This is a genomic window from Halomonas sp. WWR20 (genome assembly GCF_054602495.1).
The window spans coordinates 39,734-63,626 of record NZ_JBTRHR010000014.1 but is presented as its reverse complement, the minus strand read 5'-3'; the positions used below and the strand labels follow the sequence as shown (position 1 = coordinate 63,626).

Sequence of the window (23,893 nt, the reverse complement as noted above, 5' to 3'; positions counted from 1 at the left end):
CGGTCGGAAGCGCCCGTGGCCCGCCCATCGCCCCGGCGCAATGCAGGCCCTGAAGCCCCGTGGCAATAACGCCAACGCCCGCGCAGGGCGGGCGTTGGCATTGGGTGCAATCAACCATCAAGCACATGGCACCGCCTATCCCATCAGCGGATCCCAATGGCTCATCGCGCTCATGACCAGTAGCGCGATGACGCCCGAGGCCAATAGGTAATACGCCGTAGGAATAATGGTCATGCGCAATGTGCGCCCTTCGCGACCCAGTAGCCCTACCGTAGCCGACGCCGCCACCACGTTGTGGATGGCGATCATGTTACCGGCCGCAGCCCCTACCGCCTGCATGGTGACCGTCAGGACGCTGGAGATTCCCAACAACTCACCGACGCTGAACTGGAACTGCGACAACATGAGGTTGGAAATGGTGTTGGAACCGGCAATGAAAGCACCCAACGCGCCAACGGTGGAGGCGAACAGCGGATAGACGCCGCCGACCGCGCCGGATACCAGCTGCGCCATCGCCACTGGCATCGAAGCCAGATCGGCAGCATTGACGCCCGAATTGATCAGAATGCGCACCATGGGGATGGTAAAGACCAGCACGAAACCCGCTCCCAACAATGTGCGCGAAGATTCGTTTACCGCCGCCTTGAGTGCGCCCAGGCGCATGCGATGCAGGAAGACGGTGGCCAGCACTACCAGGACCATGACGCCACCGGGCAGGTACAGCGGCTGAATACTGCCGGAAACGCCAGCCTCACCTAGAATATCGCTCCAGCCGAAAGCCAGGAAGCTCGTAAAGAAATCCTTCACTTCCGGCACTACCCGCGAGATGACGAGGATTACCGCCAATAGCAGATAGGGCACCCAAGCCAGCGCTACCGACATCGGCGCCCTGCCGCCCACCTCATCGAGCTTGATCTGCAGATTGCCCAGCCACTCGGCGGGCCACTCGCTCGCCGGAGCGAAGTCCCAGACCTCCCTGGGCAGCAAGAACCCCTTTCGTGCCGCCGGGACGACAACGGCCATGCCCACCAGTGCGCCAAACAGCGACGGAAACTCAGGTCCCAGGAATATCCCCGCCAGCGCATAGGGCACCACGAAGGCCAGACCGGCAAACAGCGCAAACGGCGCCATGGACAGGCCTTCCGTCCATGAGCGTTTACGCCCGAAGAAACGCGTTAGCATCACGCACATGAACAGTGGCATGACCACGCCGACCACGGCATGTGTCAGGGCTACGCCCGAGGTAATCAGATGGTAGAACACCTCCCAGCTGGAGCCGTTGTCGACAAGCTGCGCGCTGATCGCCGCGCGATCCAACCCACCGCTGACGCCGACCACGATCGGCGTACCCACCGCGCCGAAGGAGACCGGCACGGACTGGATCATCATGCCGATGACCACCGCTGCCAGCGCCGGGAATCCCAGCGCCACCAGCAGCGGCGCCGCCACCGCTGCGGGCGTGCCGAACCCTGACGCCCCCTCGATGAAACAACCGAACAACCAGGCCACGAGAATCGCCTGTACCCGCCGGTCGGGACTGATATTGGAAAAGCCACCGCGAATCGCGGTGATGGCCCCAGAGTGCTTCAGGGTGTTGAGCAACAAAATCGCCCCAAAGATGATCCACAACACTGCCGCGGTCAGGATCAACCCCTGCAAGGCCGAGGCCATTACCCGGGTCACACTCATCTGCCAAGCGAACAGGGCAATGAGTATCGTAACCAGCAGAACCAGCGGCATGGCGCGCTTTGCCGGCCAGTTGAGCCCCACCAGTAGCACCCCAGCCAGTATCAGCGGCACGAAGGCAAGGAATGAAAGCAACGCGTCAGGCATCGTGTTCTCCATGGTTTCTGAATTGCGTTTTCAGGACGCAACACGCCGCAACGCGGCCATTGACAGATAGGCAGCGCCGGAAACGGCGAAGCGGGGTTGCATTAAGAAGCGCGGCCATGCCGCGCCCTGGTTTACGTGGCTAGCCGTGCCTTACCAATACCACCAGCTCACGAGGCCCATGGACGCCATAGGCCAGCGTCTGCTCGATATCGGCGGTCTTGCTGGGGCCGGAAATCAGCAACGCGTTGGTCGGCATATTCCGGGACCAGCGATGCGTCTCGATGACGTCGAAGAAGGTATCCTGCAACGTGCGGGTATCGAGGACCGCGATATGCAATGGCGGCACCAGGCTGAGCCGACGTGGCTCGTCGGGTGTAGGCCATAGCCACAGGCTCCCGGTCTCGGCGATACCGCCACGGGTCGAGGTCAGCCCGGCATCCAGCGTCTCGAACTGCTCGCGATGCCAGGATTCGATATCGCGATCGGCATCGACAAGCTCAACGCCGCTGTTGGCAAGCGCCGTCCGCGCCTCGACAGCGACGGGATGCTCACGTCCCAACCCCAGGCGTTTCACTCCCTTGTCGGCCAGGACGGTAGCGAGCACGGCGGTCCAGTTGGTGCGGTCAGCATGGATCACCTCGCCATGCACCGAGGCGATCTTCTCCTCGAAACGCTGCAGACGCTCATCAGGTGTCCAGCCACGCCCGGTGACCACGGCAAAGTCGCTCTCAGGGGACGTCAGCGCACCATCGGTGCGTTCGCGCAGCCGCTTGAGGATCGAATCCCGAGCACTCATGCCTGACCTCCCTTGGCATCCGGCTTGTCGGAAGATGCGCGATGCTGCTTGACCAAGGCATGCAACGTCTTTGCCGCCGGTTTGGGTGCAGTACGATAATCGGTCCATACCCCCAGTTTCGCGGGTACCAGCGCACGCAACCGACCTGCGATGCCGGTGCCCGTCCGCCAGGCGCCGGGATGGGTGGCCAGCCATTGCCAGCCCTTCCATGCCAGCAGCTCCTTACGGTCACGCTTGGCACCGGCCCCCGGCACGTTGCCGCGACCTTCGCCCACCGCCTCCTTGCGCAGGCGCACCAGCAGATCGGGAATTGGAATCTTCACTGGACAGACTTCACCGCAGGCACCGCACAGGCTCGAGGCCGTCGGCAGATCCTTGGTGGTCTCCAGCCCCTGCAGGTGCGGCATGAGAATGCTGCCGATGGGGCCGGGATAGGTCGTGCCGTAGGTATGCCCACCGACCCGGGTATATACCGGGCAGTGGTTCATGCACGCACCGCAGCGGATGCAGCGCAGGGTGTCGAGCAGCTCGTCGTCCTGATAGATGTTGGAGCGGCCATTGTCGACCAGCACGAGGTGCACTTCCTCGGGGCCGTCGTGCTCGTCGGCCTTGCGTGGCCCCGAGATCATGTTGAAGTAGGTGGTGACATGCTGACCGGTGGCCGACCGCGTCAGCAACGCATACAGCGGCGGCACGTCACGCAGTTGCTCGACGACCTTCTCGATGCCGGTCACCGCGATATGCATCGGCGGCACCGTGGAGGTCAGCCGTCCGTTGCCCTCATTCTCCACCAGACACAACGTGCCGGTTTCGGCGACGGCGAAATTGACTCCGGAGAGCCCGACATCGGCGGCCATGAAGCGTTCGCGCAACTGATGGCGCGCCGCGGCGGTCAGGTAATCGACATCCCGGGTACGCTGGGTCCCGGTCTTGTCGTGGAGCAGGTCGGAGATCTCGTCGGTGTTCTTGTGGATCGCCGGCATGATGATATGGGACGGCGTCTCCTCGGCGAGCTGCACAATGTACTCGCCCAGGTCCGACTCCAGCGCCTCGATGCCTGCCGCCTCGAGATGGGCATTCAGGTGCATCTCCTCGGAGACCATCGACTTGCCCTTGATCATGCGCTTGGCACCGCGCGCCTCGCACAGCTCGCGAATGATGCGACACGCCTGCTCGCCATCTTCCGCCCAGTGCACGCGAATACCGTTGGCCTGGCAGTTGGCTTCGAGCTGCTCGAGCAGGTCGGGCAACTTGGCCAGCGCGCGCAACCGGATGTTGGCGCCGAGTTCGCGCAACGTTTCCAGATCCCAATCTTCGAAGGCATCGCGACGCTTGGCCATCAGGCCATCCATCGCCTTGCGGAAGTTGGCACGGATCTGCGGATTGTTCAGCGCATTGTGCGCCTGGGCGTGGAAGTCCTGGGGAACGAATGTCTGCACCACCGGCTTGGCGGGACATGCGCCCTGTTCGATGGCGAACTGGCTCATGAGGTGCGCCTCCATAGATAGCTGGCGATATGCTCGCCGCGCAGGGCGCGTTTTTCATGCTCGAAACGTCCGCCGATGTTCATCAGGCAACCGCAGTCGGAGGTGACGAAATGCTCCGCTTGCGCCGCTTCGATGGCCTGCGTCTTGTCAGTGACCATTGCCGCCGACACCTCGGGATGACGCACCGCGAAGGTGCCGCCGAAGCCGCAACATTCCGCCGCGCGAGCCTGCTCCACCAGCGTCACCTGGCCCAGCTGTTTGAGCAGCATGGGACCGGTATCGGCCAGGCCCATCTCGCGCCGCGCACTGCAGGAGGTGTGCATGGCCACGCGCTGCGGCTTGCCGGTGTCGTTGAGCCGAACGTGACAGACATGCACCAGAAACTCGGTGAGCTCAAAGACACGCCCGGCCAGTTCGCGAGCCTGCTGCTCACGTGCGGTACCGGCAAACAGCTGCGGATAGTGGGTGCGCATCATACCGCCGCAGGACCCCGACGGCACGATGATCGGCCAGGGCTCGGCGAACAGATCGAGCTGAGCCGCCGCCACGGCGCGGGCCTCGTCGTGATAGCCCGAGGTATATGCCGGCTGGCCGCAACAGGTCTGGTCCTCGGGAAACACCACCTCGACCCCCTCGCGCTCAAGCAGGCGAATGCCGTCCAGGCCAGCCTCGGGATAGAACATGTCAATCAGGCAGGTGCCGAAGAAATACACCTTGTCGGGCTTCGGCGGATACAGCTTCACGGATGTCATGTCAGGTCTCCTCGTTCCGGGTAGCCTGGACCTTGGGCTTGGCTCCGGATGGCAACAGCCTCAGCGCTCCTGGCGCGGCAAATTGGTAAAACCAATTTACGATTATTGTCGAAGCACCTTATGAGCAACCCTAACGGAGAGTCAAATCTCGGGGGTCATTTTCACGCCGAAACGCCTTATACTTTAGTATCTAGCGCGCCACGAGGCGCTTAACTTCTTGTTTACAAAAGAATTAGCGTATGCACGCGACGGTGGCTGTACGGCCCTATACGGATTAATATTGGTAATACCAATTAGTCATTAGGCGGCAGGGGTGCGCTTTGACACAATGCATGTCTTGCAAGCGCTGCCCGGCCCACCGGTTTCCGACTCGTGAGAACAACGTATGGTGTATCACCCCGTCCGACAGCCCCGTATCGCCGATGTCATTACCGAGCGGCTTGAAGCCATGATCCTCGAGGGGAGCCTCAAGCCGGGGCATAAACTGCCTCCCGAGCGCGAACTGGCCGAGCGATTTGGCGTTTCGCGCCCTTCTCTGCGCGAGGCGATTCAGAAACTGGCGGCCCGCGGACTTCTGACCAGCCGTCAGGGGGGCGGGACCTACGTCAACGAAGAGCTCAAGAGCGGTTACAGCGACCCGCTGCTGGAACTCCTGTCACGCCACGGCGAGTTCAATCTCGACCTGCTTGAGTTCCGTGATGCCCTGGAGGGGATTTCCGCCTACTATGCCGCGCTACGCTCGACACCGGCCGACAGGGCCATGCTGCTTAAGCGATTCGAGGAACTCGACAACAGCTACGCGTCGCCGGCACACAAGGATGACCCTTTCCACGAAGCGCGGGCGGATGCCAATTTCCATCTGGCCATCGCCGAAGCGGCACACAACGTACTGTTGCTGCACACCATTCGTGGCATCTTCCATTTGCTGGAAAAGAGCATCGTCGCCAACCTCGCCCATCTGTTCGAGAAGCCCGACTCTCGCTCACGCCTGATGGACCAGCACCGCGCCCTGCTCGACGCCATCCTCGCCGGACGCGCCGAGGACGCCCGGCAAAAAGCGCACGAGCATCTGGTTTTCGTCGAAGAGGGGTTACTCGAGATGGAGCGCGCCGAGACGCGCGCCCAGCGTGCATTGCGCCGCGCCCAGACCTTGCCGTCTTCCTGAATTGCGGCGAATTCTCGCCAGCCGCCTCGGGCGGCCTATCGCCATAACCCCGCCCCTTGAGTAAACAGTTGCATCAGCGAGGGCCAGGGCGGCAGCCAGGGGAACAGCCCCAGCACCGCCAGCAACATCAATACGGAATTGCCTGGTTGACGATAATCGAACAGCTTGAAGGCGGTGCCAAACGAGCGTTTGAGGCGCGAACCGACCAGGTCGACGCTGTACATCTCGTCGAGCAGCAGATGGATCATCGCCCCCAGCGTCAATGCCAGCCCCTGGGCCCAGGCCATCTCGGCACGCTGCCCCAGCCACTGGAAGCTCACCGCCGACGTCACCACGCCGCACATCAAGCTGGCCAGCAGCGAATGCCAGATGCCTCGGTGCACGGTAAAACGCTTGAATACCTCGCCGGAGATATAACGTACGCCGACATACAGCGCGCCACACGCCACCACCAGAGCGCCATTACTCAGTTGGCCCTGCAGCAGCAATGCCCCAGCGATCACCGCCAGTACCGCCAATAGTGTGAAGATCAGCCGAATAGCCCTCGAGTGATCGGAATCGATATCGGGAAGGATGCCCCCGAAGGCCACCAGCAATGCCAATGGCATGGCTTCGGTGAAGGACCACAGCCCGACCTGCCAGCCGCCATAAGCGGCCACGGCCCCGCCGCCTGCGGCGACACTGAAATGCGTGCGAAAATCGGCCATAACCCGCCTATGAAGGAAATCATGATAACACTGGATGAAAAACCAGATTATCGCTTGGCGGGCTCTTGGAAAACAACGAGTTGCAAAAAGAAAAATGCCGCAACGCAGAGCGTCGCGGCGATATCGGATATGACACCTAGCCTTCTGCCAGGTACTGATCCTTCAATTTGACGTAGTTACCGGCGGTGTAAGCGAAGAAGGCTTGCTCCTGCTCCTTGAGCGGACGCAGCGGTTTGGCCGGATTACCGGCATAGACGTAGCCACTCTCAAGCCGCTTGCCCGGCGTCACCACCGCGCCTGCGGCGATGATCACTTCATCCTCGACCACCACCCCGTCCATGACGGTCGACGCCATCCCCACAAGCACGCGGTTGCCGATCGTGCAACCATGCAGCAACGCCTTGTGGCCGATGGTGACGTCCTCGCCGATAGTCAGCGGATGCCCACCGGGATTGAAATCGCTGGCATGGGTGATATGCAGCACGCTGCCATCCTGCACGCTGGTGCGCGCGCCGATACGGATACGGTGCATGTCGCCGCGAATCACCGCCATCGGCCACACCGAGCAGTCATCACCCAGCACCACGTCGCCCAGCACCACGCTGGTCGGATCGACGAAGACCCGCTCACCGAGGCGCGGAGTCAAACCCTGAAAAGTGCGAATCGTCATGTTCATGTCCTCTGAAGCTCTTGAGGCCAGTTTATAACATTCATGGGTTGGCACTGTTCACAATAGCCCAGACAACAGCACCACTACCGTCAGCGGAATGGAGACGTAGCGCACCAGCATCCGCCAGGCGCGGAAGCCGCGCGAGCCCGTGTCCAGTGCCCGCATGGTCACGTCACGCGGCAACACCCAGGCGGCGAAGATGGCGATGAACAGCCCGCCGACGGGCAGGAAGACATCCGGCGGCACCGTGGTCACCAGATCGAAGAAGGTCATCTCGCCGATCCAGTACACTTCGGCCATGCTGGAGAACGACAGCACCGACAACAGTCCCACCGCCCACACCAGCACGCCTACGATGGCCGCCGCATGGCCGCGTTTCAGACCCGCATCGGAAAGCATCGCCACCATGGGTTCGGCCAGATTGATCGACGAGGTCCAGGTCGCCAGAAGCAACAGCAGGAAAAACGCCCCCAGCCACAAGGCTCCTCCCGGCAGCTCGGAGAAGGCGATGGGCAACGTCACGAACATCAGTCCCGGCCCCTCCCCCGGGTCCATCCCCTGAGTGAACACCACCGAGAAGATGGCGATACCCGCCAGCAGCGCCACCGCCACATCGAGCACCGCCACCGCCACCACGGCGCGCGGCAAGCTTTGATGATCCGGCATGTAGGCACCGTAGGCCATCAGCGCACAGGCGCCTACCGCCAGGGTAAAGAAGGCATGGCCCATGGCGTTGATGACCACACTCAGGGTGATGGCCTCGGGATTGGGCGTGAACAGCCAGGCCAGTGCGGTGCCGAAACCCTCGGTGGTGGCGGCATATACCGCCAGCACCACCAGAATGAGATAGAGCAACGGCATCAGCAGGTTGTTGAGCTTCTCCAGCCCTCCCGATACGCCTGCGGCCACCACCGTCATCGTCAGCAACATGAACAAGGTATGGTTGAAGATCATGCGCAGCGGATCGGCGAGAAAGGCATCGAAGTTGCCCCCAATCTCGGCCGGCGTACGCCCGGCGAAGTCGCCCTTGAAGGCATCGATCAGATACTCGATCGACCAGCTCGACACCACTGAATAGAACGATAGAATGAAGAACACGGTGATGGCACCGAACGCTCCCAACCAGCGCCAGTGCGGTGTAGTGCCGGCCTGATAGGCCAGATGCGTGAGTGCCTGCATGGGGCTACGGCGTCCGGCGCGGCCGATGAGAATCTCCGCCATCATTACCGGTAGCCCCAGCACCACGACAAAGAACACATACAGCAGCAGAAAGGCCGAGCCGCCGTTCTCACCGGTCATGTAAGGAAAGCGCCAGATATTGCCCAGCCCGACCGCAGCTCCGGTGACCGCCAGGATGAAGGCGCGCCGTGAACTCCAGCGTTCCACCGTTTCACTCATGTTCCCTGTTCCTTGTCATGTCGTGCATTATCGTGAACCACGCGCGGCGCAAGCCTAGCAGGCAGGCTGCCCCCGGCCAATCGCTTCAGGCCGGGCGCATTGAAACCCGCAGCCCCGGCCCCCATCTAAACGGCAATGCAAACAGTTCTCTGACGAGGTGGTCATGTCCTCCAACCCCCTGCTCGAACAGCACACCCTGCCGCCGTTTGGCGAGATACAGCCGGAGCACGTGATCCCGGCCGTGGAGAAGATTCTCGACGACAACCGCCGTGCCATCGACTCGCTCGCCCAGCAGGACGACATTCGCTGGGAGACTCTGGCCGCACCGCTGGAAGCGCTCAATGATCGCCTGTCGCAGGCCTGGTCGCCAGTGTCGCATCTCAACGCGACGATGAATTCCGACGCTCTGCGCGAGGCTTACCAGGCGTGCCTGGCCAAGTTGTCCGAGTACAGCACTTGGTTGGGTCAGAACACCAGGCTGTTCGAAGCCTTTCAGGCGCTCAAGGACAGCCCGGAATATGCCACCCTGAGCGAGGCGCAACAGCGCTCCATCGACAATACGCTACGCGACTTCCGCCTGGCCGGCGTTGACTTGCCCGAAGACAAGAAGCGCCGTTACGGCGAGATCCAAGCCCGCATGTCGGAGCTCTCCAACACGTTTTCCAACCATCTCCTCGACGCCACTCAGGCCTGGCACAAGGATATCGCCGACGAGGCCGAGCTCACCGGACTGCCCGACAGCGCGCTGGAGGCACTCAGGGCCAATGCCGAGGCCAAGGGTATCGACGGCTACCGCATTACCCTGGACTTTCCGAGTTTCTTCCCGGTGATGTCCTACGCCCATGATCGCGAATTGCGTCGCGAGGTGTATACCGCTTTCGTCACCCGCGCCTCCGATCAAGGGCCCAACGCCGGAGAGTACGACAATGCCCCGGTGATCGAGGAGATTCTCAAGCTACGCCGTGAACTGGCCGAGCTGCTGGGCTTTGCCACCTACGCCGACTACTCGCTGTCGACCAAGATGGCCGAATCGCCCGAGCAGGTGCTGGGCTTTCTGACCGACCTGGCCCAGCGAGCCCATCCGCAGGCGCAGATGGAGTTCAATGAACTCCAGGCCTTCGCCAAGGAAACGCTGGGGCTCGAGGCGCTCGAGCCCTGGGATGTGGGCTACGCCAGCGAGAAGCTGCGCGAGGCGCGCTATGCCATCTCCCAGGAGCAGCTGCGGCCCTACTTTCCTGCACCCAAGGCTATCGAGGGGCTGTTTCAAGTCGTCCAGCGCCTGTACGGCGTGACCTTCGCCGAAGATGACAGTGCGCCGCGCTATCATCCCGACGTGCGCTACTTCAATATCCTCGAGAACGATGCGCCCATCGCCGGCTTCTACCTGGATCTGTACGCACGCGAGGGCAAGCGTGGCGGCGCATGGATGGACGAGTGCCGGGTGCGTCGCAAGCGCGAGGACGGCAGCCTGCAGTTGCCGGTTGCCTATCTGACCTGCAACTTCACCCGCCCGGTGGGCGGCAAGCCGGCACTGCTGACCCACGATGAAGTGCTGACCCTGTTTCACGAGTTCGGCCACGGTCTGCATCACATGCTGACCCAGCAGGATGTCGCCGATATTTCCGGCATCAACGGGGTGGCCTGGGATGCCGTGGAACTGCCCAGCCAGTTCATGGAAAACTTCTGCTGGGAACGCGAGGGGCTGGACCTGATCGCCTCGCACGTCGATACCGGCGACAAGCTGCCCGACGAACTGCTCGAAAAACTCCAGGCCGCGCGCAACTTCCAGTCGGCGATGGGCATGTTGCGCCAGGTCGAGTTCTCGCTGTTCGATTTCCGTCTGCACCATGAACTGGCCGCCCCCAGCGCGACAGACGTCCAGGCGCTGCTCGACGAGATCCGCGATACCACCTCGGTAGTGCCGCGTGCCGAGTTCAATCGCTTCCAGAACGGTTTCGGGCATATCTTCGCCGGCGGCTACGCGGCGGGATACTACAGCTATAAATGGGCCGAGGTGCTTTCCGCCGATGCCTACAGTGCCTTCGAGGAGGCCGGGATATTCGATGCCGCGACCGGTGCGCGTTTCCGCCGGGAGATACTGGAACGTGGCGGCTCGCGCGATGCCGCCGAGCTGTTCAAGGCCTTCCGCGGTCGCGAGCCCAGTATCGAATCGCTGCTGCGCCACTCCGGTATCGAAGACAGCGCCGCAGCCTGACACTGTGTTTTTCATCATTTACCGTGACGGCCGGGGCGGAGCAGCTCCGGCCGTCACGTTCAGGAGTTCACCATGGCGACGACCAAACGCTTCATTGCCGGCGCTATCTGTCCGCGCTGCGCGGCCATGGATCGCATTCGATCCTGGGAGCAGAACGGCATTCGCTATCGGGAATGCGTGTCCTGCGATTTCTTCGAACAGCTGCCCATCGAGGAGGACGCCACGCTGCAGGAGCTACAGACACGCGTCAGCCACCAGCGCGGTACGCAGGAGAACAGCGACTTCCAGCCGGTGAAAATTCTCGACCCCAAGGGGCCGGGCAAACCGCATTAATCGACATCCGCTCATCCCGGCAGCCTCCTGCGGGAGGCGTTATCGCTGTCTGTCCTGTGGTGCCTTCACGATCCGACATGGTCTGCGCACGCTCTTTTGACCCAGGTCATAATCGGTACGGACGCGCCTGGCGGGGCTATCCTCGCGACGGCGATAATCGCGCCGAACCCGCCTGTACCGCCTTGTTTCTACAGACGGCCAGGGTGTGAGACGGAGAACGGAACATGAGAAAAGCTCGTGCCCTGGCGTTGATGGCAGGCCTGCTGAGTGGCATGACGGCGCTGGGGACTGCGGCACAGCCGTCAGCGGATGATCGGGAGTCGCTCACGCAGGGCGAATACCTGGCCCGCGCTGCCGATTGCATTGCCTGTCATGTCACCGAGGGCGGCGAGCCCTTTGCCGGCGGGCTCGCCTTCGAGCTGCCGTTCGGCACGCTCTATTCGCCCAACATCACTCCCGACAAGGAGACCGGGATCGGTGACTGGAGCGACGACGACTTCATCAATGCCATGCAAAAGGGCGTCGGCAAGGATGGCAGGCACTACTATCCGGCCTTTCCTTACACGTCCTATACGCTAATGTCCCGCGACGAGATCCTCGCCATCAAGGCCTATCTGTTCAGCCTCGCGCCGGTTCACCAACCCAACCGGAAAAACGATATCGGCTTTCCCTTCAACCAACGCTGGGGAATGGCGCTGTGGAACTGGCTGTTTCTCGATGACGAGCGCTTTCAGCCGGACCCGGCCCGCTCCGATACGTGGAACCGTGGCGCCTACCTGGTCCAGGGACCGGGACACTGCGGTGAGTGCCATACGCCGCGCAACCTGTTTCAGGCGCGTGATGAATCGCAGCATCTGGCCGGCGCGATCGTTGACGGTTGGCATGCCTGGAACATCACTTCCGATCCGGAAGGCGGCATCGGCGCCTGGCCGGACGAGCAACTGGTGTCGTATCTCGCCATCGGCCGTGCCTGGCGATACGGTGTGGCCGCCGGCCCCATGGCCGAGGTGGTCAGCCACAGCCTGAACCACCTGAGCGAGGCTGATATCCAAGCCATCGTCACCTACCTCAAGAGCGTCCCGGCACAACCGGCCGAGGTGACACGGCCGCCCGAAAAGACCCTGTCCAACCACATGCCGGCCGACAGCGAACATCCGCTGGGTGTGCAGGTCTTCGCCAAGGCCTGTGCCAATTGTCATACCTGGGATGGACGCGGCACGCGTTCGGCCTACGCCGCCCTGATCGGCCTGCGTACGGTGCACGACCCCGATGCGGTGAACCTGGTGCAGGTCCTGCTCGAGGGTGCCGATCTGCATACTCGCCAGGGAGCCGCCTACATGCCCGGCTTCGACACCGGCTACTCCGATGAGGAGCTTGCGGCGGTGAGCCGCTTCGTACTCTCCCACTTCGGCTCGGTCGAAAGCCCGCTAGACGCCGCGACGATCGCCAATCGCCGCGAGCCCTGAAACACGTCTCCCATTTTCTCGCTTCCCCCCCTACGCCTTCGCCTTATATCGGGGGCGCTTGTCAGACCTCGCCCGATACGCGCACATACACTGGATATCGAAACCGATACGCCAGCATGACGCATCGCGGTGTCATCCAGTCGAAATGTGCTCCCCCTGCTTATCCGATTGAAGCATCAGCCGCTTCAGTACGTTACGATAAGGACAAATCGTTAGGCGGCAAACTGCCGCTTAAAGAATCAACAAAGGATGTTTCCCCAATGCTGACGCTGAATGTGAACGGCGAGTCCCACCAGGTCGACGTGCCTGAGGACATGCCGCTGTTGTGGGTGCTGCGCGACGTGCTGGGAATGACCGGCACCAAGTACGGCTGCGGCATCGCCCAGTGCGGCGCCTGTACCGTGCACGTGAACGGCGAGGCCGTGCGTTCCTGCGTACTGCCGGTGGCCGGGCTCGGCGACAAGTCCATCACCACCATCGAAGCGGTCGGCCAGTCGGAGCTGGGCCAGCAGGTGCAGGAAGCCTGGCTCGCGCACGAGGTCGTACAGTGCGGCTACTGCCAGTCGGGACAGATCATGTCGGCGGTCGCTCTGCTCAACGACACGCCGCAGCCCAGCGACAAGGAGATCGACCTGGGGATGGCCGGCAACATCTGCCGCTGTTGCACCTATACCCGCATTCGTGGCGCCATCAAGAGCGTGGCCACGCGCTGATGACAAGGACGACATACATGCATAAGGATGACGCCAAGCTGCAGTCCCCCGAGCGTCGCCGGCTGATCAAGGTCAGCGGCCTCGCCCTGGGCGGCCTGATGATCGCCACCTGGCTGCCGCCGGCGATACGCAAGAGTGCCGCCACGGAGATCCTCGAGGAGGAACCGGGCGACGACGTGCCGCCGCCGCCCACGGCGCTGGGGGCGTTCGTGCGCATCGATCGTGAAGGGAACGTCACGCTGATCACGCCCAAGATCGAAATGGGCCAGGGCGTGCAATCCTCGTTGGCCGCGATGCTCGCCGAGGAGCTCGAGGTGGGGCTAGACCGGGTGACACTGCAGGAAGCCCCGCCCAACGAGGACCTGTACGTCGACCCGATCCTCCACTTTCAGGCCACCGGCGGCTCGACCTCGACGCGCAGCTTCTGGGAGCCGCTGCGCACCGCCGGCGCGGCCGGGCGTCTCATGCTGGTCCAGGCGGCAGCCCGTCAGTGGAACGTCGCCCCCGATACCTGCCAGGCGCGCAACGGCATCGTCTACGGTCCAGACGATCGGCAACTGGGCTACGGCGAGTTGGTCGAGACCGCCGCAGAGCTGCCGGTCCCTGAGCGGATTCCGCTGAAGACGCCGGACCAGTTCCGCCTGATCGGCAAGCCGCTCCCGCGCCTGGACACGCCGGCCAAGGTCGACGGTTCGGCCAAGTTCACCATCGATCTGCAATTGCCGAACATGAAGATCGCCACCTCGCTGACCTGCCCGGTGCAGGGCGGCCGACTGGCCTCGCTGGACGACCGCGCCGCTCTCCAGGTTCCCGGGGTACGCCAGGTGGTCAGGCTCGACGATGCCGTGGCGGTGATCGGTGATCACATGTGGGCAGCGATTCAGGGCATCCGGGCACTGGATGTGGAGTGGGATCTGGGCGACAACGCCCGGCTCGATTCCGCCCAGATCGAACAGGCGCTGCGCGACGCCGCCTCACGCGACGGAGCGCTGGCCACCGATGCGGGCGATATCGACGCCGCGTTGGAAAACGCCGCCAGCCAAATCGAGGCGGAGTACGAGATGCCATTTCTCGCCCACTCCGCGCTGGAGCCGATGAGTTGCGTGGCCGAGGTGCGTGGGGAGACCTGCGAGCTGTGGGTCGGCACCCAGGTGCCGGTGATGGCCCAGGCGGCGGCGGCCGAAGCCGCGGGTGTGGCGCAGGAGAACGTCATCGTCAACAACCAGCTGATCGGCGGTGCCTTCGGCCGGCGCCTGGAGAGCGATTTCGTAGCCCAGGCCGCGGCCATCGCCCGGCAGGTCGATTATCCGGTCAAGCTGGTGTGGACCCGCGAAGAGGACACCACCCACGACCTGTATCGTCCGCACTATCTCGACCGTTTCACCGCCGCGGTGGATGAACAGGGCATGCCGACCGGCTGGAGACACACCATCGTCGGCGGCTCGGTCATGGCACGCTTCAGCCCGCAGGCCCTGGGAGAGAATGGCCTCGATTATGACGCCATCGAGATCTCCTCCGAGCCGTTGTATCGCCTGCCCAATCTGCACGTGCGCTACGTCCCCGAGAACCCGCGGGCCGTCCGGGTCTCCTGGTGGCGCGGCGTGGGGCAGCTGCACGGCGTCTATGTGGTGGAAAGTTTCATCGACGAACTGGCGCACGCCGCCGGGCAGGATCCGGTCGATTACCGCATGGCCCTGCTGGAAGCGCACCCCCGCGCCCAGGCGGTGCTCAGACGTGCCGCCCGGGAAGCCGGCTGGGGCCAGCCGCTACCGGAAGGACGCGGGCGTGGCGTGGCCGTGCACGGCGTGTTCGGCAGTTACGTCGCCACGGTGGCGGAGCTGGCCACCGATGCCCAGGGAGGCCTGCGCATCGAACGCCTGGTGTGTGCCGTCGACTGCGGCCTGGCCACCAACCCCACCTCGGTCAAGTCGCAGATCGAGGGGGGAACGTTGTTCGGGCTTTCCGCCGCCCTGTTCAATGAAGTCACCGTCAAGGAAGGCCGCGTGGAGCAGAGCAACTTTCACGATTACCGGCAGATACGCATGAGCGATGCGCCCCCGGTGGAAGTCCACCTGATCGCGAGCCAGGCCTCGCCCGGCGGTATCGGCGAAGCCGGCACCGCCCTCATCGCCCCGGCGCTGGTCAACGCGCTGCATGCCGCGACCGGCCGGCGCCTCCGCCGCCTGCCGCTGTCGCGTGCCGGCTACCATGTCGTGGCAAGGGAGGCCTGAACATGAAGACAGCACGACGTCTCGCCCTGATCGCCGGCCTGCTGGGTTGCGCTGCCGGCATGGCCAGCGCGCAACCGTCCCAGGAGAATGGACAGAGTCTGATCGAACGTGGCGAGTACCTGACCCGCGCCGCCGATTGCCTGGCCTGCCACGTCACCGAGGAGGGCAAGCCCTATGCCGGTGGAGTGGCGTTCGAGCTGCCCTTCGGCACGCTCTACTCGCCCAACATCACCCCCGACGAGGAGACCGGCATCGGTACCTGGAGCGACGACGACTTCGTCAACGCCATGCAGAAGGGGGTCGGCAAGGATGGCAAGCACTACTATCCGGCGTTCCCCTACACCTCCTACACCTTGATGTCCCGCGACGAGATCCTCGCCATCAAGGCCTATCTGTTCAGCCTCGAGCCGATCCATCAGCCCAATCGGGAAAACGACATCGGCTTTCCCTTCAATCAGCGCTGGGGAATGATGTTCTGGAACTGGCTGTTCAATGACGACGAGCGATTTGAGCCCGACCCCGCCCAGTCCGATGAGTGGAATCGCGGCGCCTATCTGGTCCAGGGGCCGGGGCACTGCGGCGAGTGCCACACGCCGCGCAACCTGTTCCAGGCCACCGATGACGCCAAGGCGCTGGCCGGAACGACCATCCAGGGCTGGCGGGCCTGGAACATCACCGGCGATCCTGAAAGCGGTATCGGCGCCTGGCCGGACGAGGCCTTGGCCGCCTATCTCGCCACGGGGCATGCCGAGGGTTATGGCCTCGCCGGCGGCCCGATGGCCGAAGCGGTCAACCACAGCCTGCGCCACCTGAGCGAGTCCGATATCCAGGCCATCGTCACCTATCTCAAGAGCGTTCCGGCGCAACCTTCCGACGTGACGCGCCCGCCTGAACGGGAACTGGCCAGCGGCGTTCCAGCAGACACCGCGCATCCGCTGGGGCTCAAGGTGTTCGCCGATGCGTGTGCCAGTTGCCATCTCTGGGACGGCAGCGGTCGTCAGGGCCCCTACGCTGCATTGCGAGGCCTGCGTACGGTCAACGATCCACAAGGCACAAACCTGGTGCGGATCCTGATCGAAGGCGGCGAGTTGCACACCGAGCAGGGCGAAGCGTCCATGCCCAGCTTCGACGAGGGCTACTCCGATGAGGAGCTCGCGGCGGTGAGCAACTTCGTGCTGTCCCACTTCGGCTCGGTCGAAGGCAAGCTCGATGCCGAGACACTTGCCGAACGCCGTCAGGAGTGATGCGCGGCACCAGGCGTAATTCATCTCGCAAAAAAGCCTCCCGACGGGAGGCTTTTCTGATTCCGGCTGTGCTCTGATTCCTGCGGGCCGGCTTCGCCCGGTCAGAGAAGACGAGCCGCTCTACTGCTGGACGACACCGCAGGCGACACGGCTGCCACCACCGCCCAGCGCGGGCTGATCGGAGTAGTTGTCGCCTCCCTCGTGCACCATCAGCGCATGCCCCTCGAGATCGGAGGTCTCCAGGCGCGGAGCCACGACCGGCGTGGAGGCGTTACCCTGCTCGTCGACCATCAGTACCGGCAGGTCACCCAGATGGCCATCGCCATAGGGCCCGGCATGGGTGCCGGTGTTCTGCGGGTCGAAGTGTCCGCCAGCGGCGGCTGCGGCCGTCATCTCGCCATCCTTCTCGGCCGGCTCGCAGCTCGCGTTCTGGTGGACGTGAAAACCATGCATGCCCGGTTCGAGCCCGGATAGGTCCGGGGTCAGCTTCAGGCCATATTCACTGTCCTCGACGTGAACGGTGCCGATACTCTCGCCGACGCCTTCGGCGCTGACTTGATGCATCTCGATGTCCTGCGCCGCATGCGCGGTACCCGCCAGCCACAGCGAGGCCCCCAGCCCTACCATCAAATTGCCTAAACGTGCCATGTCTTTCTCCTCCATGGATGGGACGTGCAACGCTATCAGGCTAGTCAAGGCAACGAGGGTGAGCCAGTCCTTGCGTTCAGTTCAAATTATCGAGAATGCGCAGCACCGGTGCGGACTGGTTGAGGGTGTAGAAATGCAGTCCCGGCGCGCCGCCCTCGAGCAGGCGCTGGCACAGCCGGGAGACCACCTCTTCTCCGAAGGCGCGGATACTCTCGTTGTCGTCACCATAGGCCTCGAGCTGCTTGCGGACCCAGCGGGGAATGTCGGCACCACAGGCATCGGAGAAACGCGCCAGCTTGGTGTAATTGGTGATCGGCATGATTCCCGGCACGATGGGAATCTCGACACCCAACGCCCGGGCCCGATCGACGAAATGGAAATAGGCGTCGGCGTTGAAGAAGTATTGGGTGATGGCCAGGTTGGCGCCGGCTTCGGTCTTGCGGACGAAGTTTTGAAGGTCCTGCTGGAAACTGGCGGCCTGGGGGTGGGCTTCGGGATAGGCCGCCACGGCAAGTTCGAAATGCTCGCCGGTTTCCGCGCGGATGAACTCGATCAACTCGTTGGCGTAGCGCAACTCGCCGATCCCGCCCATGCCGGAGGGGAGATCGCCACGCAACGCCACCAGGCTGTCGATACCTTCCTTGCGGTAACTCGCCAACAGCTCGCGCAATTCATCCTTGCTGCTGCCCACACACGACAGGTGCGGTGCCGTATTGATTCCACTTTCGCGCACCGCACGTACCGTATGGCTCGTGCGTGCCTGGGTCGAGCCGCCAGCCCCGTAAGTCACGGAAAAGAACCTGGGCCGACGAGCCGCGAGGGCATCGCGCACGCCGACCAGCTTCTCCTGCCCGGCCTGGGTGTTAGGCGGGAAAAATTCGAAGCTGATGCCCAGCGGATGTTCGCGTGTACTCATCGGTCAACCCTCTTCTGTTGTGCTCTAGCGTTCTCCTGTAGCGCGACACTCAGCGCGGCTACAGTAGGCGATACGCATGTGGGGCACACCTCCCAGCGGAAAGCAGCCATAAGCCGCCATTGTGCCGTTGCGCGCCGCGTGCTGACCAATGAAAGTTTCATGCCTCGCACATGAGCCGCAGTCATGCAGGTAGTACCCCCGGCCGGACGCGCCCCGAAGGGCAAGACGCTAGCAATCCCCTCCGGTCAGACAGTCGCGTCCCTCCAGTTGCAGGGTGACGTGCGTGATCCCGAAGCGCTCGCTAAGCAGCGCATAGGCGCGCCGGGTCACGGCCTCGTGTTGAGTCTCGTCAGGGACGACCAGATGCAGGCTGAGCAGCGGCTCTTGAGGCGTCAGGCCCCAGAGATGCAGGTCGTGCAGGCTCTCGACGCCGTCGAGAGCCTCGAGTTCGTGGCGAATCTGCCCGATATCCAGTCCCTCGGGCGTGCCCTCCAGCAGGGTATGCCCGGAACGCTGCAGGATCTTCCAGGCGGCACGCAGAATCAGTACTGCGGCAAGCATCGACAGGATCGGATCGGCGGCATTCCAGCCGGTGGCCATGATGATCAGCGAGGCGGCGATTGCGGCCACCGAGCCGAGCAGATCGCCCATGACATGCATGGCTGCACCGCGGATATTGAGATTGTCGCGATCGCCACGATGCAGGATGGCGAACACCCCGATATTGACGAACAGGCCGAGAATGGCGATCCCCAACATGGGGCCGGCCAGTACCTCGACGGGTGTATTTAGGCGCCGGATGGCGGCGATGACGATCGCCACGGCGATGGCGAACAGCGCCAATCCGTTGACGAATGCCGCGAGCACTTGAAAGCGTTGATAGCCGAAAGTGCGCAGGCGGTCCGGAGCGCGACGCCCCAAGCGGAAGGCGAACCAGGCCAGCGCCAGCGAAGCGGAATCGCTGAGCATGTGACCGGCGTCGGCCAACAGCGCCAGCGAACCCGACAGCCAGCCACCCACCACTTCGGCGAGCATGAACCCCGCCGTGATCAGCATCGCCCAGCGTACACGCTTCTCGCTATCGGCCGTCACCGTGGGGACATGGTCGTGGGCGTGTTCGTGAGAATGGCCGTGCCCATGAGAATGATCGTGACCATGGAACGGACCAGACACGTGCTCGTGGCCGGCCGGTGAAGAATCATGACGTGCCATGAAGACTCCCAGACAGAGAATATCTCTTCAGTCTATCTGCCTGGAGCGACTTTAGGGTCAAGCGGCTTTTTTGCCGCCCCACAGCCGGCCGCTGCCCACCAGCATGCCCACGGTGATCAACACCGCGGCGACCGCCAAGAGCGGCGTCGGCTCGGCAAAGCCGGTCACGATCAGTACCAGCGTCGAGAGCAGCGGCGTGAAGTAGGACAGCAGGCCCAGCAGGCGCAGGTCACCGTGCTTGACACCTACATCCCAGGTGAAGAAGGCGCTGCCCACCGGCCCCAGCCCCAGCCCGATCACCCCCAGCCAGCCCAGCCCCTCGGGCCAGCGTGTAGATTCGAACAATATGTGACATGACGCCGCCAGCACGGCCGTCGCCAAGCAGAAACCGCCCACGGCCGCCGTCGGCACGTTCTTTACCGCACGCGACAGTACCGAATAGCCGCTCCACACGAAGGCGCAGGCAAAGGCCGCGCCGTAGCCCAACGTACTCCCTCCGCCTCCAACGTCTCCGCCGACCAGCAGCGCCGCACCGGCGAACCCCAGCAAGCCCCCGGCCACATGGATGCCCTTGAGCCGCTCCCCCGGCAGCAGCGCGACGAAAATCACGATCAAAAGCGGCCAGAGATAGCTGATCAGCCCGGCGTTGGCCGGCGGTGCGTTCTGCTGGGCGACGAAATACAGTGCGTGGTAGCCGAACAGCCCGCCGACACCCAACGCCCAGACGCGAGGCGGCTGCTTGAGCGGCGCGATGAGCGACTCGCCGCGCAGACGTAGCCACACCGCAAAGCAGACAAAGGCGATGGCAAACGCCAGTGCGGTGAGCAGAAACGGCGGTACCGGCCCGGCGAGCTGGGTCAGCGCCGCCAGCAGCGCCCAGTTGAGCACGGTGGTAGCGCCGATAGCGGTGGCGCGGGAATCGGCAGTGGCACGGATGGACGTTTCACGCATAAGGCTCTCCTTGATCCGCCTCTAGCGTAGCGGCGCGACGCCCGCAAAACTTGTCGGATCCTGATGGCCTTCGGGTCCCGCCAGCAGGCATCATGGCATTTTTTCCACTGGAAACCTCGATGCCCACCGCCAATCTCACCCAACCGTTATGGATGTTGCTGGCCTTCGTCGCCCTCGGTGGGGTATGTGCCCGTCGACTGGCCATCGACCCGCGTCCCATCGCCACCCTGCTGGTCTACGTGATCGCTCCGCTGACCTTCTTTCGTGGCCTGGTGCTGGGCGGGCCGACGCCGGACCTGTTATGGCTCACCGTGGGGCTGTTTCTGCTTGCGAGTCTGATCTGTCTGGCCGTCAGCTTCGTGGCACGACACATGTTCGGCGCTCAGGAGGCGGCGCTGCTGGCCTTTTCGGCGGGTACCGGCAATACCGGCTACTTCGGACTGCCGATCGCCATGGTGTTGCTGCCGCCGGAGGGAGTGACGCAATATCTGTTCTGCCTGCTGGGTGTGACGCTCTATGAGTTCACCGTGGGCTTCTACATCAGTGCACGCGGGCAATTCTCGGCGCGCCAGAGCCTGGCCAGGATCGTGCGCCTGCCGCTGATCTACGCCTTTGCCGCCGCGCTGCTGGTCAGCGGGCTGAGCCTGCCGGTGCCCGGCGCGGTAATGGAGGGGCTCGACTACTTCAAGTACTGCTACACGGTACTCGGCATGATGATCATCGGCATGACGCTGGGCCGGGTGACGATGCGCGAGGTCGATATCCGCTTCATCGGTGCCTGCGTTGCGGCACGCTTCGTGCTGTGGCCGCTGGTCAGTCTCGCCGCAGTCCTCGCACTGCAAGCCAGCGTGGGAATTTCCGAGACGCTGGCCACGGTATTATTGTTGCTCGGCGTGGTGCCGATGGCCGCCAATGTGGTGGTGATCGCCATGGAACTCAACATCCGCCCCGAGAAAGGCGCCATCGCCGTGCTGCTGACCACCTTGGCCGCACCGCTGCTGATTCCGCCTTACCTGTACGTTCTGCTGACACTGGCCGGGTTGGCGTGAATACCGCGCCACTCCCGTGGCGAGCAGCCGTGATGGCGACGAAAGACCCGCGAGAAGTGCGCACCATCACCGAAGCCGCAAACCAGCGCGATCTCGGTCAGCGACGCGCAGGAGTCGCGCATGTGCCGGCAGGCCTGTGCCAGACGCTGGTCGGTCAGCCAGGCATGTGGCGTCTGGCCGGTCAGCGCACGGAACTGGCGGGCGAAGGCCGCCTCGGCGAGATGACAGCGCGCCGCCATCTCGCCGACCCGCCAGGGGCGGGCCAGATCGGCCATCACCTCGGGCAGCAAGCGAATCAGGCGTAGGCGCGGCGAGGCGCTTCGAGCGGGCGGGGCACTCAACGCCATCTGTAACCAACCGGCCAGGACGATGGGAGAAGCCTCGACCCACTGGCGCGCCTGGCTCAGCAATAGCGGCGGCACGCGCCGAGGTAGGGATACATTGCCGATATCCAGCTCCAGCGTCTCGCACCAGGCCACCGGCAGATCGAGCGCCAGGCAGCCATTGTGACCAGGCGCCAGGTAGTGGTGTTCATCACCGGCGGCAATCGGCACCAGCACACCCGCACCAACCTGCACGCCTCGCCCGGCCACCTCGAGTTCGACATGGCCCTCGAGTCCCAACAACAGTTGATGAAAGGCGTGACGATCGGTGAGGACACGCGGTGGATAGGTGCGCTTTTCGATGACGGGTCGGATGGCGGACATGGACAGCAGAATACACGAGGGTAGAAGACAGAACCTTTAGTCTGCCACAAACTGGCAATGCGAACGCATGTTTGCGCGGTGCATGCAGCGAATCGTCGAGATACCGCATCGAGCCCGATCAGGGTGCCTCGGAAGAGAGGGTGCGTCTTGGCGGCTAGCGCAGGTAGGGGGAGACAGCAGGACAGCCATTGTCAGCTTGTTCAGACACGTCTTGGATTTACCCCTTCGCGAGAAAAAGGCCGCTCCCGCGCGATTCTCTGGAGCGGCCCGAGGATGTCAGTTACCGGTGTCGGTCTTCTGGGCTTCTTGCATGGCCGTCATCATGGCATTGCACTTCGCCATCATCGGCTGCATCTGCGCCATCATGCCCATCATGTTGTCGTGCATTCCGCCACCTTCCATCATGTTGTCGTGCATGCCATTGCCGATCTGCGCTTCCTGCTGGCCTTTGTCCTGGGCCAAGAGGGAACCAGCACCAAAGGTCGTGACAGTGAGTACGGTTGCGGTCAGCGCTACGTTACGTAAATTTTTCATGACAGTTTCCTCGTGTCTCACGGATCAGAACGCGACTTGCGGTTAGAATCTCTGCTCACCAGACGTAGCGCCGAGACGGCACGCACCTTATCCATCCCCACAATCGCCACATCCGGTATTGTGACTCTAAAACTTGTGGCCTACCTGCAGGTCAATAAGGAAATCGGCATAGCGTCTCTTGGGCCATTCAAGATGATGACCTATATGACCGAGGGTGGGGCGCAGCCGACGAGCTTACGGTAGCGCTTACGGCCTGTTCGGTTACCGCCTCGATCAGAAGGGTAGCGCCTCCTGCACATGTGAATAGAAGATCGAGACGCCGATGGCGATCAGCACGCCACCGCCGAGGATTTCGGCTCGGCGCCCCAGCAGCGTGCCAACCCGTGGGCCGATCAGCAGGCCCAGCGTACTCACGCAGAACGAAACACCACCGATTATCGCCACCGCGGCGCCAATATGCATGGGGATAAAGGCGAAGGTGATGCCGATCGCGGCGCCGTCGATGCTCGTGCCGATGGCGGCCAAGAGGAGTTTCGGCTTGCCATTGCCGGCACCGCTCGCAGACACGTCCATATCACTTTGCATGCCCTCATGGATCATGTGTCCACCCACCGCGCCGAGCAGCAACAGGGCAATCCAATGGTCGACTCCGGTAATCAGTTCGGCAAAGCCCGACCCCAGTAGCCATCCCATCAACACCATGCCGGCCTCGACGAGCCCGAATACGCATCCCGAACGGGCCGCCGCACGCATACCGACATTGCGGGCGGCCGCGCCACGGGCGACATTCACCGCGAAAGCGTCGGCCGACAGGCCCACCGCGATAAAGAAATGTGATACGAGCGACATCCCACTCATCCATAGCC

22 protein-coding genes are annotated in these 23,893 nt (G+C 63.3%); 8 read left to right on the top strand and 14 right to left on the bottom strand.

All coding sequences use genetic code 11. The annotated features are described in order from the left end of the window. Positions 1-135 precede the first annotated feature (135 nt). The 4 genes from ACW4DH_RS18265 to ACW4DH_RS18250 all read right to left on the bottom strand — a co-directional run bounded on the left by ACW4DH_RS18265 (position 136) and on the right by ACW4DH_RS18250 (position 4,868). Complete coding sequence (locus tag ACW4DH_RS18265) at positions 136-1,833, bottom strand: L-lactate permease (protein WP_459637833.1); 1,698 nt, start codon at positions 1,831-1,833, stop codon at positions 136-138. Between the two features lie 139 nt (positions 1,834-1,972). Then, positions 1,973-2,629 carry a LutC/YkgG family protein gene (locus ACW4DH_RS18260; protein ID WP_459637832.1) on the bottom strand — a complete coding sequence of 219 codons (657 nt, stop codon included), beginning with the start codon at positions 2,627-2,629 and terminating at the stop codon, positions 1,973-1,975. Further along, complete coding sequence (locus ACW4DH_RS18255; RefSeq protein WP_459637831.1) at positions 2,626-4,116, bottom strand: LutB/LldF family L-lactate oxidation iron-sulfur protein; 1,491 nt, start codon at positions 4,114-4,116, stop codon at positions 2,626-2,628. The genes ACW4DH_RS18260 and ACW4DH_RS18255 overlap by 4 nt, the downstream gene beginning before the upstream one ends. Further along, positions 4,113-4,868 (bottom strand): (Fe-S)-binding protein, encoded by a 756-nt coding sequence (locus ACW4DH_RS18250; protein WP_459637830.1) that lies wholly within the window; start codon positions 4,866-4,868, stop codon positions 4,113-4,115. The genes ACW4DH_RS18255 and ACW4DH_RS18250 overlap by 4 nt, the downstream gene beginning before the upstream one ends. 385 nt (positions 4,869-5,253) lie before the next feature. On the opposite strand from ACW4DH_RS18250, the gene ACW4DH_RS18245 reads away from it, so the two are divergent. Further along, positions 5,254-6,033 carry a GntR family transcriptional regulator gene (locus tag ACW4DH_RS18245; RefSeq protein WP_459637829.1) on the top strand — a complete coding sequence of 260 codons (780 nt, stop codon included), beginning with the start codon at positions 5,254-5,256 and terminating at the stop codon, positions 6,031-6,033. 35 nt (positions 6,034-6,068) lie between these two features. Here ACW4DH_RS18245 and ACW4DH_RS18240 read toward each other — a convergent pair whose 3' ends face one another. The 3 genes from ACW4DH_RS18240 to ACW4DH_RS18230 form a co-directional block, all read right to left on the bottom strand. Then, positions 6,069-6,740: a metal-dependent hydrolase gene (locus tag ACW4DH_RS18240; protein WP_459637828.1), complete on the bottom strand. Its 672-nt coding sequence runs from the start codon at positions 6,738-6,740 to the stop codon at positions 6,069-6,071. 136 nt (positions 6,741-6,876) lie between these two features. After that, positions 6,877-7,410, bottom strand: a complete 534-nt coding sequence (locus ACW4DH_RS18235) for a gamma carbonic anhydrase family protein (protein WP_459637827.1) — start codon at positions 7,408-7,410, stop codon at positions 6,877-6,879. A 57-nt stretch (positions 7,411-7,467) separates the two neighbouring features. Beyond that, positions 7,468-8,808, bottom strand: coding sequence for a sodium-dependent transporter (locus ACW4DH_RS18230; protein WP_459637826.1), 1,341 nt, complete (start codon positions 8,806-8,808; stop codon positions 7,468-7,470). A 163-nt stretch (positions 8,809-8,971) separates the two neighbouring features. Here ACW4DH_RS18230 and prlC point away from each other — a divergent pair, with 163 nt between their 5' ends. The 6 genes from prlC (at position 8,972) to ACW4DH_RS18200 (ending at position 17,010) form a co-directional block, all read left to right on the top strand. Further along, positions 8,972-11,023 (top strand): oligopeptidase A, encoded by a 2,052-nt coding sequence (gene prlC, locus ACW4DH_RS18225; RefSeq protein WP_459637825.1) that lies wholly within the window; start codon positions 8,972-8,974, stop codon positions 11,021-11,023. 72 nt (positions 11,024-11,095) lie between these two features. Continuing rightward, complete coding sequence (locus ACW4DH_RS18220; RefSeq protein WP_459637824.1) at positions 11,096-11,356, top strand: YheV family putative zinc ribbon protein; 261 nt, start codon at positions 11,096-11,098, stop codon at positions 11,354-11,356. A 224-nt stretch (positions 11,357-11,580) separates the two neighbouring features. Then, positions 11,581-12,822, top strand: a complete 1,242-nt coding sequence (locus tag ACW4DH_RS18215) for a c-type cytochrome (protein WP_459637823.1) — start codon at positions 11,581-11,583, stop codon at positions 12,820-12,822. A 260-nt stretch (positions 12,823-13,082) separates the two neighbouring features. Then, on the top strand, positions 13,083-13,535 hold the full coding sequence (locus tag ACW4DH_RS18210) for a (2Fe-2S)-binding protein (RefSeq protein WP_459637822.1): 453 nt from the start codon (positions 13,083-13,085) through the stop codon (positions 13,533-13,535). Between the two features lie 17 nt (positions 13,536-13,552). Continuing rightward, positions 13,553-15,766, top strand: a complete 2,214-nt coding sequence (locus ACW4DH_RS18205; RefSeq protein ID WP_459637821.1) for a xanthine dehydrogenase family protein molybdopterin-binding subunit — start codon at positions 13,553-13,555, stop codon at positions 15,764-15,766. Positions 15,767-15,768: 2 nt separating this feature from the next. Then, positions 15,769-17,010 (top strand): c-type cytochrome, encoded by a 1,242-nt coding sequence (locus ACW4DH_RS18200; protein WP_459637820.1) that lies wholly within the window; start codon positions 15,769-15,771, stop codon positions 17,008-17,010. 120 nt (positions 17,011-17,130) lie between these two features. On the opposite strand, the gene sodC is transcribed toward ACW4DH_RS18200, so the two are convergent. The 4 genes from sodC to yddG all read right to left on the bottom strand — a co-directional run bounded on the left by sodC (position 17,131) and on the right by yddG (position 20,737). Next, positions 17,131-17,658 carry a superoxide dismutase [Cu-Zn] SodC gene (gene sodC, locus ACW4DH_RS18195; protein ID WP_459637819.1) on the bottom strand — a complete coding sequence of 176 codons (528 nt, stop codon included), beginning with the start codon at positions 17,656-17,658 and terminating at the stop codon, positions 17,131-17,133. Positions 17,659-17,734: 76 nt separating this feature from the next. Then, a complete protein-coding gene (gene metF / locus ACW4DH_RS18190; protein WP_459637818.1) occupies positions 17,735-18,574 on the bottom strand; it encodes a methylenetetrahydrofolate reductase [NAD(P)H] in 840 nt (279 codons plus the stop codon). A 228-nt stretch (positions 18,575-18,802) separates the two neighbouring features. Further along, positions 18,803-19,786 (bottom strand): cation diffusion facilitator family transporter, encoded by a 984-nt coding sequence (locus ACW4DH_RS18185; protein WP_459637817.1) that lies wholly within the window; start codon positions 19,784-19,786, stop codon positions 18,803-18,805. A 57-nt stretch (positions 19,787-19,843) separates the two neighbouring features. Further along, complete coding sequence (yddG, locus tag ACW4DH_RS18180) at positions 19,844-20,737, bottom strand: aromatic amino acid exporter YddG (protein WP_459637816.1); 894 nt, start codon at positions 20,735-20,737, stop codon at positions 19,844-19,846. 92 nt (positions 20,738-20,829) lie between these two features. Here yddG and ACW4DH_RS18175 point away from each other — a divergent pair, with 92 nt between their 5' ends. After that, on the top strand, positions 20,830-21,786 hold the full coding sequence (locus ACW4DH_RS18175; RefSeq protein WP_459637815.1) for an AEC family transporter: 957 nt from the start codon (positions 20,830-20,832) through the stop codon (positions 21,784-21,786). Here ACW4DH_RS18175 and ACW4DH_RS18170 read toward each other — a convergent pair. The 3 genes from ACW4DH_RS18170 to ACW4DH_RS18160 all read right to left on the bottom strand — a co-directional run bounded on the left by ACW4DH_RS18170 (position 21,747) and on the right by ACW4DH_RS18160 (position 23,876). Next, complete coding sequence (locus ACW4DH_RS18170) at positions 21,747-22,493, bottom strand: helix-turn-helix transcriptional regulator (RefSeq protein ID WP_459637814.1); 747 nt, start codon at positions 22,491-22,493, stop codon at positions 21,747-21,749. The genes ACW4DH_RS18175 and ACW4DH_RS18170 overlap by 40 nt on opposite strands. 276 nt (positions 22,494-22,769) lie before the next feature. Beyond that, positions 22,770-23,027 (bottom strand): hypothetical protein, encoded by a 258-nt coding sequence (locus ACW4DH_RS18165; protein WP_459637813.1) that lies wholly within the window; start codon positions 23,025-23,027, stop codon positions 22,770-22,772. Between the two features lie 273 nt (positions 23,028-23,300). Continuing rightward, positions 23,301-23,876, bottom strand: coding sequence for a manganese efflux pump MntP (locus ACW4DH_RS18160; protein ID WP_459637812.1), 576 nt, complete (start codon positions 23,874-23,876; stop codon positions 23,301-23,303). Between the last annotated feature and the right edge of the window lie 17 nt (positions 23,877-23,893).

Excerpts from the sequence above, each read along its gene's own strand:
- ACW4DH_RS18265 (WP_459637833.1), bottom strand. The coding sequence starts at position 1,833 with ATGCCTGACGCGTTGCTTTCATTCCTTGCCTTCGTGCCGCTGATACTG.
- ACW4DH_RS18260 (WP_459637832.1), bottom strand. The coding sequence starts at position 2,629 with ATGAGTGCTCGGGATTCGATCCTCAAGCGGCTGCGCGAACGCACCGAT.
- ACW4DH_RS18255 (WP_459637831.1), bottom strand. The coding sequence starts at position 4,116 with ATGAGCCAGTTCGCCATCGAACAGGGCGCATGTCCCGCCAAGCCGGTG.
- ACW4DH_RS18250 (WP_459637830.1), bottom strand. The coding sequence starts at position 4,868 with ATGACATCCGTGAAGCTGTATCCGCCGAAGCCCGACAAGGTGTATTTC.
- ACW4DH_RS18245 (WP_459637829.1), top strand. The coding sequence starts at position 5,254 with ATGGTGTATCACCCCGTCCGACAGCCCCGTATCGCCGATGTCATTACC.
- ACW4DH_RS18240 (WP_459637828.1), bottom strand. The coding sequence starts at position 6,740 with ATGGCCGATTTTCGCACGCATTTCAGTGTCGCCGCAGGCGGCGGGGCC.
- ACW4DH_RS18235 (WP_459637827.1), bottom strand. The coding sequence starts at position 7,410 with ATGACGATTCGCACTTTTCAGGGTTTGACTCCGCGCCTCGGTGAGCGG.
- ACW4DH_RS18230 (WP_459637826.1), bottom strand. The coding sequence starts at position 8,808 with ATGAGTGAAACGGTGGAACGCTGGAGTTCACGGCGCGCCTTCATCCTG.
- prlC (WP_459637825.1), top strand. The coding sequence starts at position 8,972 with ATGTCCTCCAACCCCCTGCTCGAACAGCACACCCTGCCGCCGTTTGGC.
- ACW4DH_RS18220 (WP_459637824.1), top strand. The coding sequence starts at position 11,096 with ATGGCGACGACCAAACGCTTCATTGCCGGCGCTATCTGTCCGCGCTGC.
- ACW4DH_RS18215 (WP_459637823.1), top strand. The coding sequence starts at position 11,581 with ATGAGAAAAGCTCGTGCCCTGGCGTTGATGGCAGGCCTGCTGAGTGGC.
- ACW4DH_RS18210 (WP_459637822.1), top strand. The coding sequence starts at position 13,083 with ATGCTGACGCTGAATGTGAACGGCGAGTCCCACCAGGTCGACGTGCCT.
- ACW4DH_RS18205 (WP_459637821.1), top strand. The coding sequence starts at position 13,553 with ATGCATAAGGATGACGCCAAGCTGCAGTCCCCCGAGCGTCGCCGGCTG.
- ACW4DH_RS18200 (WP_459637820.1), top strand. The coding sequence starts at position 15,769 with ATGAAGACAGCACGACGTCTCGCCCTGATCGCCGGCCTGCTGGGTTGC.
- sodC (WP_459637819.1), bottom strand. The coding sequence starts at position 17,658 with ATGGCACGTTTAGGCAATTTGATGGTAGGGCTGGGGGCCTCGCTGTGG.
- metF (WP_459637818.1), bottom strand. The coding sequence starts at position 18,574 with ATGAGTACACGCGAACATCCGCTGGGCATCAGCTTCGAATTTTTCCCG.
- ACW4DH_RS18185 (WP_459637817.1), bottom strand. The coding sequence starts at position 19,786 with ATGGCACGTCATGATTCTTCACCGGCCGGCCACGAGCACGTGTCTGGT.
- yddG (WP_459637816.1), bottom strand. The coding sequence starts at position 20,737 with ATGCGTGAAACGTCCATCCGTGCCACTGCCGATTCCCGCGCCACCGCT.
- ACW4DH_RS18175 (WP_459637815.1), top strand. The coding sequence starts at position 20,830 with ATGGCATTTTTTCCACTGGAAACCTCGATGCCCACCGCCAATCTCACC.
- ACW4DH_RS18170 (WP_459637814.1), bottom strand. The coding sequence starts at position 22,493 with ATGTCCGCCATCCGACCCGTCATCGAAAAGCGCACCTATCCACCGCGT.
- ACW4DH_RS18165 (WP_459637813.1), bottom strand. The coding sequence starts at position 23,027 with ATGAAAAATTTACGTAACGTAGCGCTGACCGCAACCGTACTCACTGTC.
- ACW4DH_RS18160 (WP_459637812.1), bottom strand. The coding sequence starts at position 23,876 with ATGTCGCTCGTATCACATTTCTTTATCGCGGTGGGCCTGTCGGCCGAC.